Source organism: Streptomyces sp. SLBN-8D4 (assembly GCF_049739545.1).
GTDB classification, from domain to species: Bacteria; Actinomycetota; Actinomycetes; order Streptomycetales; family Streptomycetaceae; genus Streptomyces; species Streptomyces canus_C.
In genome coordinates, this window is record NZ_JBMGQC010000001.1 from 2,061,367 (window position 1) to 2,078,342 (window position 16,976).

Genomic DNA, 16,976 nt, shown 5'->3' on the forward strand with positions numbered 1-16,976 from the left:
TCAGGAAATCGTGGGACCGGAACCGGTGCCGGCCTGCCGGACGAACTGCTTGTCGTACAGATCCGCGTAAAGGCCGCCCGCCTCGAGCAGCACCTCGTGGGTGCCGCGCTCGACGATCCGGCCCCGGTCGACGACCAGGATCTGGTCGGCGTCGCGGATGGTGGACAGCCGGTGCGCGATGACCAACGAGGTACGGTCGGCCAGCGCGGTCTTGAGCGCACTCTGGATCGCCGCTTCGGACGCCGAGTCCAGGTGAGCCGTCGCCTCGTCCAGGACGACGATCGGCGGGGCCTTCAGGAGCAGCCTTGCCAGGGCGATCCGCTGCTTCTCGCCACCGGACATCCGGTAGCCCTGATCGCCTGCCATCGTGTCCAGGCCGTCGGGCAGAGATGCGATGAGATCCCAGATCCGGGCCGCGTCGCAGGCCTCGACCAGCTCGGGTTCGGAGGCGTCCGGCCGCGCGTACAGCAGGTTGGCCCGGATCGTGTCGTGGAACAGGTGGGCGTCCTGCGTCACCACGCCTATCGAGTCGCGCAGCGACGTCAGCGTGAGGTCGCGGATGTCGTGCCCGCCGATCCGCACGGTTCCCGAGTCAGGGTCGTAGAACCTGGGCACCAGGTGGGTGATGGTGGTCTTCCCCGCGCCCGACGGACCGACCAGCGCCGTGAGCCGCCCGGCCGGAGCGAGGAAGCCCACCTCGTTGAGGATCATGGCCTTGTCGCTCCGCTCGGGTACGGGAAGCGAGATCGACTCCAGCGACGCGAGCGAGACCTGCGCTGCGTCCGGGTAGCGGAACGACACATCCTGGAACTCGATCTCAGGTACCGCGCGGCGGCCGTCGGCGGTGGCGCCGACGGGCAGCGCCTTGGCTTCGGGCCGCTCCGCGACCAGCGGCTCGAGGTCCAGTACCTCGAAGACCCGGTCGAAGCTCACCAGCGCGACCAGGACGCTGACCGGCAGGTTGGACAGCTGGTTGACCGGGCCGTACAACATGGTCAGCAGAGTGATCATGGCGACCAGCGTGCCGACCTGGAACTCGTTGTTGACGACGAGAGCGCCGCCGACACCGAGCATCAGCGCGAGGGCGAGCGTGCTGGCCAGGCCGATGACGAGGGCGAGCGTTTCACCGGTCACGTCGGTCTTCACACCGATGTCGCGGACCCGGCGCGCACGCCGGGTGAACAGGGTGGACTCCTGGTCGCGCCGCCCGTACAGCTTGACCAGCATCGCCCCGGCCACGTTGAACCGCTCGTTCATGAGCGAGCCCAGCTCAGCGTTGAGCTGCATGGTCTCCCGGGTGAGCCGTTCCAGCCTGCCTCCGATGATCTTCGCGGGGAAGATGAAGAACGGGATGGTCAGCAGGGCGGCTATGGCCAGCTGCCAGGACAGGTAGAACATGGCGGCCAGCACCAGGACCAGAGTCAGCAGGGTCTCCGCAGTCTGCGACAACAGCATCGTCACCGCCTGCTGCGCCCCTATGACGTCGGTGTTCAGCCGGCTCACCAGCGCGCCGGTCTGGGTGCGGGTGAAGAAGGCCAGTGACTGCTCCTGCACGTGCGCGTAGGCCTGCGCCCGAAGGTCGAAGATGAGGCTCTGCCCGATCCCGGCGGACAGCCGGGCCCGGACGTAGTCGGCTCCGGCCTTCAGCAGGGCGAGCCCGGCGAGGGCCACGGCGAACCCGACGACGACCCCCATCCGGCGCGGCAGGACGCCCTCGTCGATGACCTTCCCGAACAGCACTGGGGTGACGGCCGCGAAGCCGGCGCCCAGCAACGTGACGATCGTCAGCAACAGCAGCGGCCAGCGGTACGGGCGCACGTACGGGACGATCCGCGGGATCGTCCCGGGCCTGAGCCGCTGGCGGGGCCCCGGCCGATCTTCGACTTCCCCGCCGTCCAGTCCCGGAGGAGCTGGAACAGTCCTGCCTGCCATGCGACCGACTCCGTCCCCTACCCGTCCTCCACTAGCCCTGCGGGCTGACGGCGGAGAAATTCTGGGAAAAATAAATCAGCAGATTGCTTTCTTCTTCTGATATGTGAGCGCCGGTCACGGCGCCGATCAGCAGAAGGTGGGTGGTTCGTTCGACGATGTCGTCGACCTTGCAAAGGAAACTCGCCGGGGCGCCACCCAGGATCGGGACGCCTTCCGCATTCGGACGCCAGTCGCCGTGGTCGAACCGGGAGGTCCCGCGGACCCCGGCCACGTGTCCTGCGAACACCTCGGCCACCTCGCGGTGCTGCGTGCCGAGGATGTTGACCGCGAAGGCGGGTACGTCCTTGATCACCTCCCCCAGCCGGCTCCGCCGGTTCACGCCGACGACCAGGGAAGGCGGGCACAACGACAGCGACGAGACCGCCGTGGCCGTCAGCCCCCACCGTTTGCCGTCGGCGGTGGTGGTGGTCACGACGCACACACCGCTCACCAGCCGCCGCATCCCCCGGACGAAGCCGTCGGCCGGGTCCGTGATCAGTTCTTACGATGCAGCCGGCGGAGGAACACGTGGTGGGCGGGCAGCGACGCCATGAGCGCACTCCGCTGCTCGCGAACCCGGTGGGCGTCGACGCGCCACGCGCAGATCCTGACCCGACGGCCGTCCGGCCACCGCGGCAACATGTGGCCATCCAGAGGGGGCGGCTCCGTGGAGCGGGCGGCGGCGAAACTGCGGTCGATGCCGCCGGCCTGCTTCCTGTTCACCCTGGACGGCGCCTCCGGGACCGTGCTGCCCGCACTGCCCCGGAAGCAGCTGCCGGTCCGGGTGGCCACAGTCACCAGCGCCATTCGTGCTGGCCGTAGAGGTGGTCGGCCTTGACGCCCTGGGCGGCGCACCAGGTCATGAACTCCTCGACCTGCTTGAGCTGGACGGAGTCCTCGTTGTACGAGGTCGCCATGACATGGCCGACGAGCCACTGCTCCTCGCCCATGGCGTAGATGTAGGCCTCGCCTGCGCCCAGCTCGGACACGATCGCGCTGGCCTGGACCGCGTTGGAGCCCGAGAGCGTCCGCGAGTCGCTCATCTTCTTGCTCACCGGCCGGACGAGCAGTGCCTGGTACAGCCAGGTGAGCGGAGCGCCGGCGCACTCCATACCCAGGAACGCCACGTCGACCGGGCCCAGATGGTTGCGCATGTGTCGGTAGAGCCCGGGGTCGATGCCGGAGGAGTCCGCCCCGATGAAGATCCTTCGCCCACCGAGTTCGAGGTGGTAGGTCGACTTGGCCCGGATGTCGAGGTCGGCGTGCTCTCCCAGGAACGGTGTCGCGGTCACCTTGCCGCCGGGGAACTCCACCTCGGAGAAGTCGTCCACCTCGATCACGGGCAGGCCGACGCGCTGCAGGTAGAGAGCCAGCGACGGATCGCAGATGTTGCCCCGCGACGACCGCGGCACGACGACACCGCCGACCCGGCCGCGCAGTTGCAGCAGAGTCTCCAGCACGATGTGATCCTGGTGACCGTGGGTGAGCAGCACCAGGTCGATGTAGTCGGGGAGGTCCCGGTAGGTGTACCGGCCGGACGCCGTGCTGTCGGCGTTGACCCAGGGGTCCGTGATGATCGCGGCCTCCGGTGTCTGCATGACCAGACAGGCGTGTCCGAAGTAGCGGATCCGGCCGCCGCCCTCGATGTGCCGGTCGCTCGCCAGGTCGGGCGCATCCGTGAGGAGACCGTTGAGCTGGTCGGCTTCGGCGTCACCGAGTTCCAGCGCCTCCCGCAGGCGCGCCCGTGTCGTCGGCTCGATCCGGGCTCGGAACAGGTCGACGAGGCCCGAATGCCGGAACGGTATCGGCAGGTCGAGCACGCCGGGGGACGGCAGCCGCGGCGTGCTGAGGATGAAGGGCCGCTCGATCCCCGTCTCGAGCGACAGCTGCACCGACTGCCGGTCCTCGGAATAGAAGCTGCTCTCGTACACCAGCGGTTCGTGGAACCGGATCGACGCCTGGTTGCTGACGTCGTAGGCGAGCTCCACCAGCCCGGACAGCTCGGATGGCAGCTTCGGGTAGAGCGGCGTCAGGTCGAACCCGGTCGCCTCCCGCCCGACGAGTTCGTCGGCCTCGGCGATCGCCTCGGCGAAACGAAGCTGCTCGGCCCGGTCGCGCTTGATCGAGGCCAGCAGCTCTCGCACTTCGCCGCTGCGCTCCTCGGGGAGGTTGACGAAGAATCCGCCCCGCAGTTCGGGGTTGACACTCGCGTTGATGTGCACCTGCGGAGACTGCAGGTACGACTCGAGCAGCGGCACCTGAAGGAAGGCCAGGTTCATCGCCGACTGGACCGGGGCCACATTGTGCATCCAGGCGTAGAACCGGTCAACGAGCGGTTCTATGATCGCGTTCGAGCGAAGAAATATCGGCTCGTCCATTTCGGTTCTCCCTCAGCTGTCCGGTGCTGGTCAGTCGACGAGTACTTCGGCTTCTTCTACGACCTGCAGGCGTCCGGTCCCCTTGAGCGTGGCGAGGTCGATATCGGCGATACAGCGCACGGGGTCGTCGTTGAGGATGAGCGTTCCCTCGACGTGCACGCTTCCACGGCCCTGGTCGAAATCGGCCGCACTGGTGTCGGATGCCGAGCGGTCCAATCGAATTCCGAGATCGGTGCCACCGCGTGTCTCCGTGAACTTGATGAACACCGTCCCGATCTCGTCCAGCCGGGTCCTGAATTCCTCCAGCGAGGAGTTCGGTCCACCCACCACCACCGGCTGGTCGGTGGACAGGCGCTGGGTCAGTTCATCCATGGGTCTACCCTTCCGACGGCGATTTCCTCGCCGACTGCCCGGTCAGCTCTGTTCCGACTCGTTGTACGCGAACGCCAGATCTTCCGGAATCTCGAACTTCAGGACCTCCGTGCAGAACTCCCGCCATTCGGGAGTGACGTCGGAGAACAGCCGCTTGTCCTTGTCCTTGCCGACCGGGCTGATCAGTACCGTGAGTTCGTCGCACAGAAAGACCGGCTGGTCGTCCGCGATGTCGTGCTCCTCTGCCGCCGCGCCGGCGGCCCAGCCGGGGAACTTGCGCAGCTCACCCAGTGAATAGGCTTTGCAGTACTTCTTCACCAGTAACCCTCCAGAAGTTCCTGCCTTCGTCAGGGATCATTCGGCGCCAGATGGACTTTACGACGAACGGCGCTTCCCCATCGAGAGTGTCGGTCGTGAATCCCGGAACCGCACCTGTTCAACTGGCGCGATTCACCGGTTGAACACTCTGTCACCGTGTCTTGGCAGTGATGTTCTCGGATGCCATAGTTCAGTGATCTCATACCGCAGGGCCTGCGATCGTTTCACGGCCCACTCCCAGACCGCTCTTGCCGGAAGCGAGATGTAGTCGATGAGCAGCACCGAGGGCCTTAGCGAAGAAGCCCACGTCGTGGTCGTCGGCGGCGGACCAGGCGGATCCACGCTGGCGACGCTGATAGCGATGCGCGGGCACCGAGTCATCCTGCTCGAGAAAGAGAAGTTCCCCCGGTGGCAGATCGGCGAGTCGCTGCTCCCGTCCACCGTTCACGGCATCTGTCGCCTCACCGGCGTCACCGACGAACTCGCCAAAGCCGGGTTCACCAAGAAACACGGCGGCACAATGCGCTGGGGCGCGAACCCCGAACCGTGGACTTTCTCCTTCTCGGCGTCGCCAAGAATAACCAGTGAGACTTCCCATGCCTACCAGGTCGAGCGGAGCAGATTCGACCAGATCCTGCTCGACCACGCACGGCACATGGGCGTGGACGTGCGCGAGCAGCACGCTGTCGTCGACGTCATCGACCGCCACGGCCGGGTCGGTGGGGTGACCTGCACCGACGCCGAAGGCGCCCAGCGAACGATTCTCGCGAAGTACGTGGTGGACGCCTCGGGCAACAAGAGCCGCATCCATCAGCGGGTCGGGGCGGCCCGGGAGTACTCGGAGTTCTTCCGAAGCCTCGCGCTCTTCGGCTACTTCGAAGGCGGCAAGCGCCTGCCCGAGCCCCACTCGGGGAACATCCTCTGCGCCGCCTTCACCGGCGGATGGTTCTGGTACATCCCGCTGAGCTCCACTCTCACCAGCGTCGGCGCCGTCGTGCAGCGGGAACTCGCCGACAAGATCCAGGGCGATCCAGAAGCAGCGCTCACCTCACTCATCGCCGAATGCCCATTGATCGCCGAGTACCTCCAGAACGCCACGCGGGTCACCGAAGGCCAGTACGGGCAGCTGCGGGTCCGCAAGGACTACTCCTACGCGAACACGAAGTTCTGGCGCCCCGGCATGGCACTCGTCGGCGACGCGGCGTGCTTCATCGACCCCATCTTCTCGTCCGGGGTGCACCTGGCCACCTACGGCGCGCTTCTCGCCGCACGCTCCATCAACAGCGTGCTCGCCCAGACGGTCGACGAGGACACCGCCTTCCGTGAGTTCGAGAGGCGGTACCGCCGCGAGTACAGCGCGTTCCATGACTTCCTCGTGTCCTTCTACAACCTGCACGTCGACGAGGCGTCCTACTTCTGGTCTGCCAAGAAGGTCACCGACAGCACCAGTTCCGCGCTGGAATCGTTCGTCACCCTGGTAGGCGGGGTGTCCTCGGGCGAGGCCGCCCTGGCGACGGACCAGGCGCTGGCACAGCGCTACGAGAGCCAGTCCAGCGAGTTCGCGGCGGCGGTGGACGAGCTCGCCGGCAACGAGGAACCGAGCATCCTGCCGCTGATGCGGGCCCAGGTGGTCAGGGACGCCATGCAGCAGGGAGCCAACGAACAGATCCGGGCGCAGCTCGGGTCGGACATCGGCCCCGAGAGCCCGCTCTTCGAGGGCGGCCTGATCGCCTCTCCCGACGGCCTGAGCTGGTCACCTTCCGCCTGACCCGCGGAGGCGACCGGTACCGGAAGGATTCGCGTGAGGATAACCAGGCCAGCCGCAGATGCGCGTGTCCCGCTCGAGCAGATCGATCTGACGGACACGGATCTCTACACCGACGGTGACGCCCACCTCGTATGGCAGACGCTCCGGGCCGAGTGCCCGGTGTTCTGGCAGAACCGGGGAGACGGCCACGGTTTCTGGGCCGTGACCCGGCGGGCCGATGTCCGCCGAGTACTCAGTGATCACGAGACGTTCAGTTCCGAGGGCGGGACCGCCATCGCAATGCTCGACGCGCCGGACCCCGCCGCCGGCCTCATGATGCAGTCGACCGACCCGCCCCGGCACCGGAAGTACCGTGAGCAGGTCGGCAAGCCGTTTTCCGCACGCGCCGTGCCCGCGTACACCGAATTCGTGCAGAGGTTCGTCAAGGAGTCCATGGAGCCGGCGCGTGACGGCGAGGTGTGGGACGTGGCGTCGTCGTTCGTCCGGCTGCCGATGGCCCTGTGCGCCATGATGATGGGCTTGCCGGAAGAGGACATCGACCCGCTGCTCCGGCTGGCGTACGCCTCCCTCGCACCGCATGATCCCCGCTACAGCACGCATGGTGCCGCGAAGCCCACCGCTGGTTCGGCCCACTACGAGATCATGGGCTACTTCGCGAGATGCATCGGGGACCGGCGCAGGAATCCCACCGATGACCTCACCAGCTACCTGATGTCGATCGAGGTGGCCGGGCGGCGTCTGACCGACGAGGAGCTGCTGTACAACTGCCTCAGCCTGCTCCTGGGTGCGGTGGTCACCACCTCCCATGTCATCAACGCGACGATCATCGCGCTGACGGAGAAGCACGGCGGGGAAGGGTTCTGGCCGGATGCCATGCCGACGCAGCCGGCCGTCGAGGAGGCGTTGCGCTGGGCCTCTCCGGTGACCCACTTCATGCGGCGCGCTCGCCACGACACCATGATCGTCGGCCAGAAGATCGCCGCCGGCGAGGCCGTCACCGCGTGGATTGCATCCGCCAACCGGGACGAGACCACGTTCGAGCGGCCGTACGGCCTTGACTTCGCACGCACGCCGAACCGGCACATCGTGTTCGGGGCCGGTCCGCACACCTGCCTGGGCCGCCATCTGGCCCGGCTGATGCTGCGAAGCTCCTTCGCGGAGCTGTGCGCCGCCGTCGAGTCCTTCGAACTCGCCGACGAGCCCGTCCACCTCGCCTCCAACGAGATAGCCGGTGTGGTCAGCCTGCGCCTGAGGGCCAAGTTCCGCGGCTAGCCCTCGCACCGACGCCGCACGGTCCGCTCTCCACGACTACTCCTCCCAGCCCACGGCGGGTGCCGGATCCCTTTCCAGAACCACCGGGAGGCTGCTCATGCCGGTGAGGAAGTTCGAGTAGATCCAGCGTTCCGGCCCGGCCTGCCGGATCCCGCCGACGAAGGCCCGCAGGCCGTCCAGCATGGCGCGGATCTCGATCCTCCCCAGGTAGGCGCCCAAGCAGAAGTGCCGCCCGTGGCCCAGCGCCAGGTGCCTGTTCGGCGAGCGGGTGATGTCGAATCGTTCGGGATCCTGGAACACCGCCTCATCACGGTTGCCGGAGATCAGCCACAAGGTGACGAGGTCGCCCGCTCTGATCGTGCGATCCCGCAGGCTCACATCCGCGGTGGCGGTGCGTCCGAAGTGCATTGCCGGCGTGGTCCAGCGCAGTACCTCCTCTCCCGCCACCTCGACCGACGCATCGCGGGCCTTGAACGCCCTCCACTGATCGGGGTTCTGGACGAAGGCCCGAACGGCACCGATCATGGCCAGTCTGCTGGTCTCGTCCCCGCCCATGATCAGGCTGTAGCAGTTGAGGACGATGTCGAGGTCTGTGAGGCGCCTGCCGTCCACCTGCGCGGTCGCCATCAGGCTGATGGGATCGGCTCCCGGGGTTTTGCGGCGTTCCGCCACGAGATTCTGGAAATACACCACGAGGGCGCTGCGAGCGGCCACGTCGGCATGGGCTTCGGGATTCTCATAATCCGACGCCAGCGCGGACTTGGTTAGTTTGGCAACTTCCTGCCGGTCTCCTCGGGGAATATCAAGGAGGCCGCATATCGTCTCCAGGGGTATGGCGGACGCGATATCGCGTGCGAAGTCACATTCCCCCTTCTCGATGGCTTCGACCATCAGTTGCCTCGCGATCCGGCGCACATGACGTTCGACCCCCGCGACGGCGCGCGGGGAGAACGCCTCGAGCAGGAGCTTACGCAGGCTCGTGTGATAATTTCCGTCACTGACCGCCAGCATGCTGCGGGCGCCCATGTCCCCGCCCTTGAGCATGGTCGCCAGGACATTGCCCTTCTCGGACGTGAAATTTCCGTCATCCCGAAGCACGCGCGCGATGTCCTCATATCTGCTGACCACCCAGAATCCGGGTCCCTCGGACGTCTCCGGGTGCCGGTGAACAGGGTCCTGGGCACGCAGAACCCGCCACACCTCGGGCATGTCATGATCGAGGTAACTCTTCGGGTCCACGAGATTCGGCACTACGACCGAGGATGGGGCCATGGTTTTCCGTCGTCTCCTTCGCACGCGTGTCTCACCGATGACGAATCAGGTCGAGGATCCTTCCAGTCCGAAACGCAGCCCCTCGGAGCGGAGCCGGTCGATCACCGCCGTTGTTTCGTCGAGCAGCCCGATGTCCGCCAGCCAGCTATCGGAGTAGAAGGTGTCCAGATACTTGGTGCCGTCGTCGGGGCACAGGCACATCGGAAGCGAGGTCTCCCGCCGGCCGGCCCCCGTGACCATCGCGTAGATCACGCTGCCGCTCGAACCGCCCACAGTGATCTTCAGGTCGTCCCTCAGGACCCTGCACATGGCGAAGGACTCCGCCGCGCCGGTCGACACGAAATCGTCGTAGCAGGTCTCGTCGAGGAAGCTCGAACGCAGACTGGACCCGATGCCTGGCACGAGGCGCCGCCCCACGCTGTCGCTGATCGCCTGGGACCCCACCGCGTCGACCGCCACGATGTGCATGTCGGGGCGATGGCGGCGCAGGTACGCCGAGACACCGGCGAGCGTGCCTCCGGTCGAGACGGCGATGTAGACACCGTCACAGGCGAGGCCGCCCTGCTCGGCGATTTCCCGGCCTGTCGTGAGCTCGTGAATCCGGGGATTGGCATGATTCCGATACTGGTCGGGCCACCGGTAGTCGGGATTGCGGTCAAGCAGGCGGGCCACCTCGCGTAAGCGGCTGACCAGGTACCCGCCGTACCGGTCCGGCTCGTCGATGAGTACGGTCTCGGCTCCCCACCGGTTCAGCCGCACGCGGGTCGCAGCCGGTGTCCTCGGGTCGATGACCGCGATGCACCGGCAGTCGATCTGCCGCAGCAGTGACGCCATGGCTATGCCCAGGTTGCCCGATGTCGATTCGATGACGACACTTCCCGGAGTCAGTGGTCTTTCGCGCTCGAGCATGAGGATCAGGCCGCTTGCCGTGCGATCCTTGATCGAGCCGGTGATATTTTCACCTTCGAGCTTGAGCAGAAACCTGCAGCGCATCTCGCGGTATTCAAAGACTGCGGTCACCGTGGGTGTAGGCCGGAGATTGTTCCGGAGAAAGGAGGCGACAGCACGCGTCGAAGTCCGGTCCACGGTCCAGCCTCCTGACGAAAATGACGAGCACCCGCAATAACCGGCTCTAACCCTGCGAATAAACCTAGGGCATGACTGATTAGGGAGCTACCTCGTCACTCGGTCCATCCCCTCCGCCTTCCCCGGTCGCCCGGTCCGGAGCCGCCGCGGACCGGTGACGGGCGGCTCTCGGTCAAAAGGGCACGCCCGGCTGCCGGAACCGGCACAATGTCGGCATGGGCCTGACGAGTGGGGGCACGGCGGGAAAGGAGCGGCAGACCGGGGCGGGTCCGCAGCCCCCGATCGTGCCAGGCGTGCTGCTGGGAGGGGCGGCGATCGCCGAGTCCGTCGGGCGAGCCGCGATCTCCGGCTGGAGCCTGTCGAACGCTCTGGTGTTCTGCCTCCTCGGGCTCGCCGGCACACTGCCACTGGCCTTCCTGCCCCCAGCCGCGGCCGCGGCGAGCATCTCCGCTGTCGCCGTCCTGTCGCTGGCGGGCTTCCGTGACCTGGCCGTGGCGGTTCTCTGTGCCACCCTCGTCGTCTTCCACCGGCTCGGCCGGACGGGTCCACGGCACGGTGGTGCCCTGATGCTCACGCCGGTCGCGGTCGCCTCTTTCCTCTCTTTGGCGCTGCTCAGCCGCCCGGAGCGTGGGGTCGGGATCCTCACCGTTGTGCTGGCCTCGCTCGCGCCGGCCGCGGCCTGGGCAGGTTCCACCCAGCGCGCACAGGTCGACGCCGAACGGCACGGGGCGGCGCGGCAGGCCATCATGGGCCGTCTGATGGAGCACACGGCCCGCGGCGAGCGGGCACGCATCGCGCGCGAGCTGCACGACGTGGTCGCGCACCATGTCTCCGTGATCGCGGTGCAGGCGGAGACGGCCCGGCTGACCACACCCGGCATGCCGGCCGCCGGGGCGCAGCGCCTGTCCGAGATCGGCGATGCCGCGCGGGCCGCGCTGACCGAGATGCGGCGGCTGCTCGGTGTGCTCCGCGAGGACACCGAGATAGAGGACACCGAGGACCGCCGCCCGCAACCCAGCCTGAGCCAGCTCAACGAACTGCTCGACGGCGTACGCGACACCAACAGCGCGGGGACACGGCTGATCATGCGGGGCCGGCCGGTGACGCTCGACTCCGGCATCGAACTGGCCGCCTACCGCATCGTCCAGGAAGCATTGACCAACGCGCGGCGGCATGCGCCCGGTGCCGCGGTCGATGTCGAGCTGGTCTATGCCCAGGAGGCGCTGCTCCTGCGGATTCGCGACAACGGACCAGGGCCGCCCGCGGCGCCCTCCGGAGCGGGACACGGACTGCTGGGGATGCGCGAGCGCGCCGCCGCGGTCGGCGGTCGGTTGAGCTCCGGGCCCGCACCGAGCGGCGGTTTCCTGATCGAGGCTGCGCTGCCGGCCACGGTGGAACAGTCCCCGCTCAGGGCGGTGGACACAGTGAACGTCGAGACAGGGAGCATCCGGTGAGCGGTTCGCCACCACAGATCCGTATCGTCGTGGCCGACGATCATCTCGTAGTCCGCACCGGATTCGCCGCGCTGCTGGACACTCAGCCCGACTTCACGGTGGTCGGTACCGCGTCCGACGGGTCGCAGGCGCTCGGGATGTGCTCGGATCTGTCCCCCGACGTCGTGCTGATGGACGTGCGCATGCCCGGCATGGACGGCATCACCGCCACTCGGCAGCTGACCGGCGCCCACCCGGGCGGCACACGCGTCCTCATCCTGACGACGTTCGACTTGGACCACTACGTCTACGACGCGCTCTGCGCCGGCGCCGGCGGCTTCCTGCTCAAGGACGTCACCGCCGAGACCCTCTTCGAAGCCGTGCGGGTCGTCGCGAGTGGCGACGCGCTCCTCGCGCCGAACGTGACCCGCCGCCTCATCGCGGAATTCACCCGGCTCCGCCCGCAGGCGCAGGACAAGCCCGCTCCTGAGCTCGACACACTCACAGCGCGCGAGACCGAGGTCCTGCGGCTGCTGGCACGGGGCTTGTCCAACGCGGAGATCGCCGGTCGCCTCATCATCACCGAGGAGACCGTGAAGACACACGTGAGCCGGATTCTGGCCAAACTGCAGCTGCGTGACCGGACGCAGGCCGTCATCATCGCCTACGAGACGGGGCTGATCGTCCCGCAGGCCCGGGAACCACGCATGTGACCGCAGTCCTTGGCGGACCGGTGTCCAGCTCCGGGACGCCCGGAACACGCGGTCATGCCACGGGCAGCGCCACCTCGGCGGAGCCCCGGTTGAGCAGATGGGTCCCGACGTGCTGCGCGTGAGCGGCGACGAGGCCGGCGAGGCGTTCCGCCGCCTGGTCGAGCTCGTCCAGCGGCACCTTGCCGCTGACGCGCTCCAGCATGAACAGCGCGTTCCGGCTGTCGGGCCGCAGCATCGTCCTGTGGCAGTCACGGTGATTCCAGTGCCGCGTCAGAACCGCTTCCTCATCCGCGTACACCACCTCACCGGCGCGCACGTTCTCCCACTCCCCCGGCGCACCGAGCGGCTCGAACAGCTCAGCGTCGCGGGCATGGCGAATCACAATGTCGCCCGCGACCCGATCGAGGTCGAAAGCGCCGGCAGGCAGGCCCCAGAGCACGGACACCGCGTTGTAGGCGTCGACAGCCGGGCTGATCGAGGGGAGGGCACCTGACTTGCGGGCCCTTCGCAGCAGGGCGTCCACGCTGGGCCGAAATCGGCGGGGGTTCGTTCCGAATGCGCGGTAGGCCGCATGCCATGACGCGATGTGATCGCTTTCCTCGTCGAAGGCTTCGGCACGGCCATTCGCGACCGCCTCCGCCGCTTCCGTCCGAATGTCCACGGACTCGGGCCAGGGGGACGAGTTTTCCAGCCCTCTTGCGGAGATGAGCCGGATCTCGGTCTCGGGGAACGCCTCGGACACTTCCGGCGCGAGGATCACCTTCGCCACTGCTGTACCGTCCTCCGGGATCGAGATGGGGCACGACTGCAGCCGGTGATTCTAGCGGCCCGCGCGTCCCTCCGGCCGAAGTCCCCGGACAGGCGAGGAAAGGAACCGCGTCCGGTGGCGCAACCGCGCCGTGTAACCCTCCGGATCATTCACCACCAGCCTCCGGTGCAGGTTCCGGATCCGATGGTGTGGAACACCCGGCCACAGGTGGTGCACCGTGTGGTACCCGTCGCCGTGCGGGTGAATGAAGAGGCGTGACATCAGCCCCAGGTTGGAGATCGTCGAATCGAACACGGTCTGCGAGCCGGTGTAGATGTGCTCGTTGCACTCCCCGAGAAAACGCACGACAGGCAGCAGGACGCCGTAACCGAGGAGCCAGACACCCGTCGCGGCGAAGGCGGCCGACCAACTCCCCCAGACGATCCCCGCCGGGACGATCGCCAGCACGACGGCCCAGAGGAACGGCATGGCGGGAAGCCTGCCGAGCCCTCCTGAGGTCTCCTTCCACCGGCGTCGGTAGGCCGGCATCCGGCTGAGCGAGTCCAGCGCGAACGACAGGATGCCCGACCGGTCCAGCTCCTCCAGTCCGAACTGCCGGTAGTTGGCCAGATCAGGGTCGTCCCGGGTCCCGAAGCGTCTGTGGTGCCGAAGGTGCGACGCGCGATAGACGTCAAGCCGCGACCCGGTCGGAACACAGGAGAGCACGGTGGCCAGCTGATCATTGAGGCGGCGGTTGGCACGGGTCCAGTTGTAGTGGGATGCCTCGTGAGCCATGCACTCCAGAGCCCGGAACTGCCGCCCCAGCAGTACTACGCCGAATCCGGCCACGGTCAGCCCGACCACGATGTGCCAACCGGTCCAGAGGACCGGCCAGGCACAGCCTATGACGATCATGACGATGACGGCCTGGTCCACCGTCGCCAGCAGGGTGGACAGCCACAGCTTGGTCGAGTGAGCGTCGGCGACGGCTCGGCGCTCCTGCGGCGGTGTGGTGTATCCCCGTTGGAAGGGACGGTCGGCAGCGTGCCCGGGCCACGACCCCATGGCCGGGCTGGAGTGTTCACCGGCTGCGCTGGACATCGTCAGCTCTTGTCCAGGAATTCGATGATCGCCGCATTGACCTCGTCCGGATGTTCCAGATACCCGAAGTGACCGCACGCCGGGATCTCCACGAAGTCGCAGTCCGGTATGGCGTCGGCAACCTCCGCGGCCAGGTGCGGCGGGGTGATGAGGTCATGCTCGAAGGCGATCACCCGGCAGGGTACGGCCACGTCCCGGAGCGCGCTCCTGCGGTCCTGGTTGGTGTCGATCCAGACCTGGCCGCCGCCCACGTCGCCGCTCGGCGAGAACCGGAACGTGTCGAGCCACAGGGGGATGGTCCCGTCGTCGTTCAGCGTCGCGGGCGACAGCGCCTGCATGGCCGCCATCGCGGCATGGTAGTCGGACGGAAGCGTGATGCCGCTTTCCGCCAAGGCCTGCTCCGCCTTGGACTGGGCGTTCCGGAACGCGTCCGAGCGCGCCTTCGTCGCGATGAGCACAGCGCACCGGACCAGTTGAGGGGAACTGATCATCAGTTCCTGAGCGATCAGCGCGCCCAGCGAGGCCCCGACGATCCGGCACGGCGCCAGGGCCAGCGCCTCGATCACTCCCCTGGTATCGGCGACCATGTCGGCCAGTGAGTACTTTCCAGCTGGGACGTCCGAGGGCGGTATGCCCCGGTTGTCGAACGTGATCGCCTGGTACCCGGCCTCGCCCAGAGCGGGCGTCTGATGCATGGTCCAGACCCGGCCGGCCGCCGCGGACCCCATGATCATCAGGACGCGCTCGCCCCGGCCGAACCGATCATAGGCAATTCGGATACCGTTGGTGAAAACATACGGCATGACAGTGCGGACTACTCGCCGTCGAGCGCGATGCGCAGGCTCTTGGGTCGCATGTCGGTCCACGTCGATTCCAGGTATTTGTCGCACTCTTCCTTCGAGGCGCAAACCCCGGTCTCCGTCCAGCCTCCCGGCACCTCGAGATCAGCCGGCCACAGTGAGTACTGCTCCTCGTGGTTGATGAGTACCTTGAATCGCGCTTCCGGTGAATCAAAATCAAAACTCACGGTTCGCATGGCAACCTCCCGCTCCCGGGTCAGGACTTCTCCACTATCGCAATTCATGGCGTATTTATTCAATGCCGTGCCGTTCAACTGCGGAACTGGTTCGGTTGAACGGCCCGGACTCGCCCTTCACGAGGCGCGCCTCCTCCCGTAGGCAGTCCGGCCATGCGGTGCCCGCCGGTCAGCCGCCGTCAGGGTTCCGAGCCGCTTGCTTTTTCGCGTGAAAGCGACCTGCTTTGGCCACCACGTCATCGCTGTAGAGCCGCAGCGCCTGCTGCAGCGAGAATTCCGCCATGTACCGGAGAAATTCCTCGGGGGTTTCCTCGGCAAAGATCTGCATCCGCCGGTTGGCCACCACTGCGGGGCTCTGCAAACGGGCGAGGCACCTTTCGGTGACCGCGTCCAGTTCTTCGGATTCCGCGATCTGGTCGACCAGCAGCCGGGCGTCCGGCTCACTCGCCTGGATCCTGCGGCCGGTCAGGATGACCTGCCGGGACAGCCGCGGGCCGGCCCGCCGGGTCAACCGGAAGTTGGCGGCACCGGGGATGATGCCCTCGTCGGCCGCGGGAAGGCTGAGGTAGGCGTCGGCGGCGGCGAGCACCTGATCGAAGACGAGCAGCAGCTGCGCGCCTCCGCCGATGGCGAAGCCGTCCACCACGGCGACCCAGGGCTTCTCGATCGCCGGCGAGTGCCAGCACGCGTGATCGGCGGCCAGGACTCCGCGGAGCAGCTTGTGGATGTAGCCGAGCTCCCGCCGAAGCAGGAAGTCCACCAGCGAGATGCCACCGACGTGCAGCGCCTTGAGGTTGATCCCCGCGCTGAACACCCGCCTGCCCCGATACCGCGGATGGGTCATCTCTCCACCACGCAGCAGACCGACGCGCACGGCGGGGTCGAGCAGCGCGAGATCCACCGCCGTCTCCATGTCGTCGACCTGGCGGTCGTCTTCCGCATTCAGGCAGTCGTCCCGGCACATCGTCAGCCGTGCCACCCCTCCGGTGCGCTGCAGCCGCACCGATCCCAGATCGGCACTGCCGGTCCGCAGGAACTCCGGAAGCAGCCGCAGGGCACGAGGCGTCGGACGCAGCATGGAGGCGAGCAGGTGAGGGCCTGCCACCGGCGCGCGCAGCACCCGGCTGAAGAAGATGCCCTGGTCGATCTCGTGCCCCTCCTTGCCGGCCTGCGGCCGGAGCCGCTCGGCGGCGAGCTGGTCAGCGGTGGGCACCAGCCCGGGGAAGGCACCTGCGGCGGCCTCCGCGAGTTCCGCCAGGCGGAGGTGACGCGTGCGGCCATCGGTGAGCTCGTCATAGACCGCCTCGGCATGGACGTCCATGAACCGGCAGCGCAGCGCACGAGCGGTGTCCTTGGCGGCGGCCGCGGTGGCCCGCTGCTCCGGCGACCGCCCGCCGGGCGCGGGCAGGGCCCCGAGTACGTCGCCACTGCGGCGAGCCGCTGCGGCCAGCGCCCGCCGGGCGGAGGAGAGGTCTTCCGCGTCCACGGCCGCTGGATCCTCGCGCACT

17 protein-coding genes are annotated in these 16,976 nt (G+C 67.5%); 4 read left to right on the plus strand and 13 right to left on the minus strand.

The features are described 5' to 3' along the window. The 6 genes from RKD20_RS09195 to RKD20_RS09220 all read right to left on the minus strand — a co-directional run bounded on the left by RKD20_RS09195 (position 1) and on the right by RKD20_RS09220 (position 5,039). Complete coding sequence (locus RKD20_RS09195; protein ID WP_424877284.1) at positions 1–1,932, minus strand: ABC transporter ATP-binding protein; 1,932 nt, start codon at positions 1,930–1,932, stop codon at positions 1–3. 31 nt (positions 1,933–1,963) lie between these two features. Next, positions 1,964–2,404 (minus strand): flavin reductase family protein, encoded by a 441-nt coding sequence (locus RKD20_RS09200; RefSeq protein ID WP_424877285.1) that lies wholly within the window; start codon positions 2,402–2,404, stop codon positions 1,964–1,966. Positions 2,405–2,466: 62 nt separating this feature from the next. Next, entirely contained in the window at positions 2,467–2,778 is a 312-nt protein-coding gene (locus RKD20_RS09205) for a hypothetical protein (protein WP_424877286.1), read from the minus strand. After that, complete coding sequence (locus RKD20_RS09210) at positions 2,766–4,349, minus strand: MBL fold metallo-hydrolase (protein ID WP_424877287.1); 1,584 nt, start codon at positions 4,347–4,349, stop codon at positions 2,766–2,768. The genes RKD20_RS09205 and RKD20_RS09210 overlap by 13 nt, the downstream gene beginning before the upstream one ends. 30 nt (positions 4,350–4,379) lie before the next feature. Then, the gene (locus RKD20_RS09215; protein WP_424877288.1) at positions 4,380–4,721 is read right to left on the minus strand and encodes a hypothetical protein; all 342 of its coding nucleotides are present in this window, start codon (positions 4,719–4,721) and stop codon (positions 4,380–4,382) included. Between the two features lie 42 nt (positions 4,722–4,763). Then, on the minus strand, positions 4,764–5,039 hold the full coding sequence (locus RKD20_RS09220; protein ID WP_424877289.1) for a hypothetical protein: 276 nt from the start codon (positions 5,037–5,039) through the stop codon (positions 4,764–4,766). 271 nt (positions 5,040–5,310) lie between these two features. On the opposite strand from RKD20_RS09220, the gene RKD20_RS09225 reads away from it, so the two are divergent. Next, complete coding sequence (locus tag RKD20_RS09225) at positions 5,311–6,807, plus strand: tryptophan 7-halogenase (protein ID WP_424877290.1); 1,497 nt, start codon at positions 5,311–5,313, stop codon at positions 6,805–6,807. A 33-nt stretch (positions 6,808–6,840) separates the two neighbouring features. After that, positions 6,841–8,079, plus strand: a complete 1,239-nt coding sequence (locus RKD20_RS09230) for a cytochrome P450 (RefSeq protein WP_424877291.1) — start codon at positions 6,841–6,843, stop codon at positions 8,077–8,079. Positions 8,080–8,115: 36 nt separating this feature from the next. On the opposite strand, the gene RKD20_RS09235 is transcribed toward RKD20_RS09230, so the two are convergent. Together RKD20_RS09235 and RKD20_RS09240 are read right to left on the minus strand one after the other, a co-directional pair. Further along, on the minus strand, positions 8,116–9,351 hold the full coding sequence (locus RKD20_RS09235) for a cytochrome P450 (protein WP_424877292.1): 1,236 nt from the start codon (positions 9,349–9,351) through the stop codon (positions 8,116–8,118). Between the two features lie 45 nt (positions 9,352–9,396). Beyond that, positions 9,397–10,437 carry a pyridoxal-phosphate dependent enzyme gene (locus tag RKD20_RS09240; RefSeq protein ID WP_424877293.1) on the minus strand — a complete coding sequence of 347 codons (1,041 nt, stop codon included), beginning with the start codon at positions 10,435–10,437 and terminating at the stop codon, positions 9,397–9,399. A 215-nt stretch (positions 10,438–10,652) separates the two neighbouring features. On the opposite strand from RKD20_RS09240, the gene RKD20_RS09245 reads away from it, so the two are divergent. Both RKD20_RS09245 and RKD20_RS09250 read left to right on the plus strand, forming a co-directional pair. Next, a complete protein-coding gene (locus RKD20_RS09245) occupies positions 10,653–11,891 on the plus strand; it encodes a sensor histidine kinase (RefSeq protein WP_424877294.1) in 1,239 nt (412 codons plus the stop codon). After that, positions 11,888–12,583, plus strand: coding sequence for a response regulator (locus tag RKD20_RS09250; protein ID WP_424877295.1), 696 nt, complete (start codon positions 11,888–11,890; stop codon positions 12,581–12,583). Before RKD20_RS09245 ends, RKD20_RS09250 begins: the two co-directional genes overlap by 4 nt. A 52-nt stretch (positions 12,584–12,635) precedes the next feature. Here RKD20_RS09250 and RKD20_RS09255 read toward each other — a convergent pair whose 3' ends face one another. The 5 genes from RKD20_RS09255 to dpgC all read right to left on the minus strand — a co-directional run bounded on the left by RKD20_RS09255 (position 12,636) and on the right by dpgC (position 16,954). Then, positions 12,636–13,352, minus strand: coding sequence for a B3/B4 domain-containing protein (locus RKD20_RS09255; protein ID WP_424877296.1), 717 nt, complete (start codon positions 13,350–13,352; stop codon positions 12,636–12,638). A 51-nt stretch (positions 13,353–13,403) separates the two neighbouring features. Beyond that, positions 13,404–14,432, minus strand: coding sequence for a fatty acid desaturase family protein (locus tag RKD20_RS09260; RefSeq protein WP_424877297.1), 1,029 nt, complete (start codon positions 14,430–14,432; stop codon positions 13,404–13,406). Between the two features lie 2 nt (positions 14,433–14,434). Then, on the minus strand, positions 14,435–15,235 hold the full coding sequence (locus RKD20_RS09265) for an alpha/beta fold hydrolase (protein WP_424877298.1): 801 nt from the start codon (positions 15,233–15,235) through the stop codon (positions 14,435–14,437). Between the two features lie 11 nt (positions 15,236–15,246). Continuing rightward, positions 15,247–15,546, minus strand: coding sequence for an MbtH family protein (locus RKD20_RS09270; protein ID WP_424877299.1), 300 nt, complete (start codon positions 15,544–15,546; stop codon positions 15,247–15,249). A 91-nt stretch (positions 15,547–15,637) separates the two neighbouring features. Next, positions 15,638–16,954 (minus strand): (3,5-dihydroxyphenyl)acetyl-CoA 1,2-dioxygenase DpgC, encoded by a 1,317-nt coding sequence (gene dpgC, locus RKD20_RS09275; RefSeq protein ID WP_424877300.1) that lies wholly within the window; start codon positions 16,952–16,954, stop codon positions 15,638–15,640. Between the last annotated feature and the right edge of the window lie 22 nt (positions 16,955–16,976).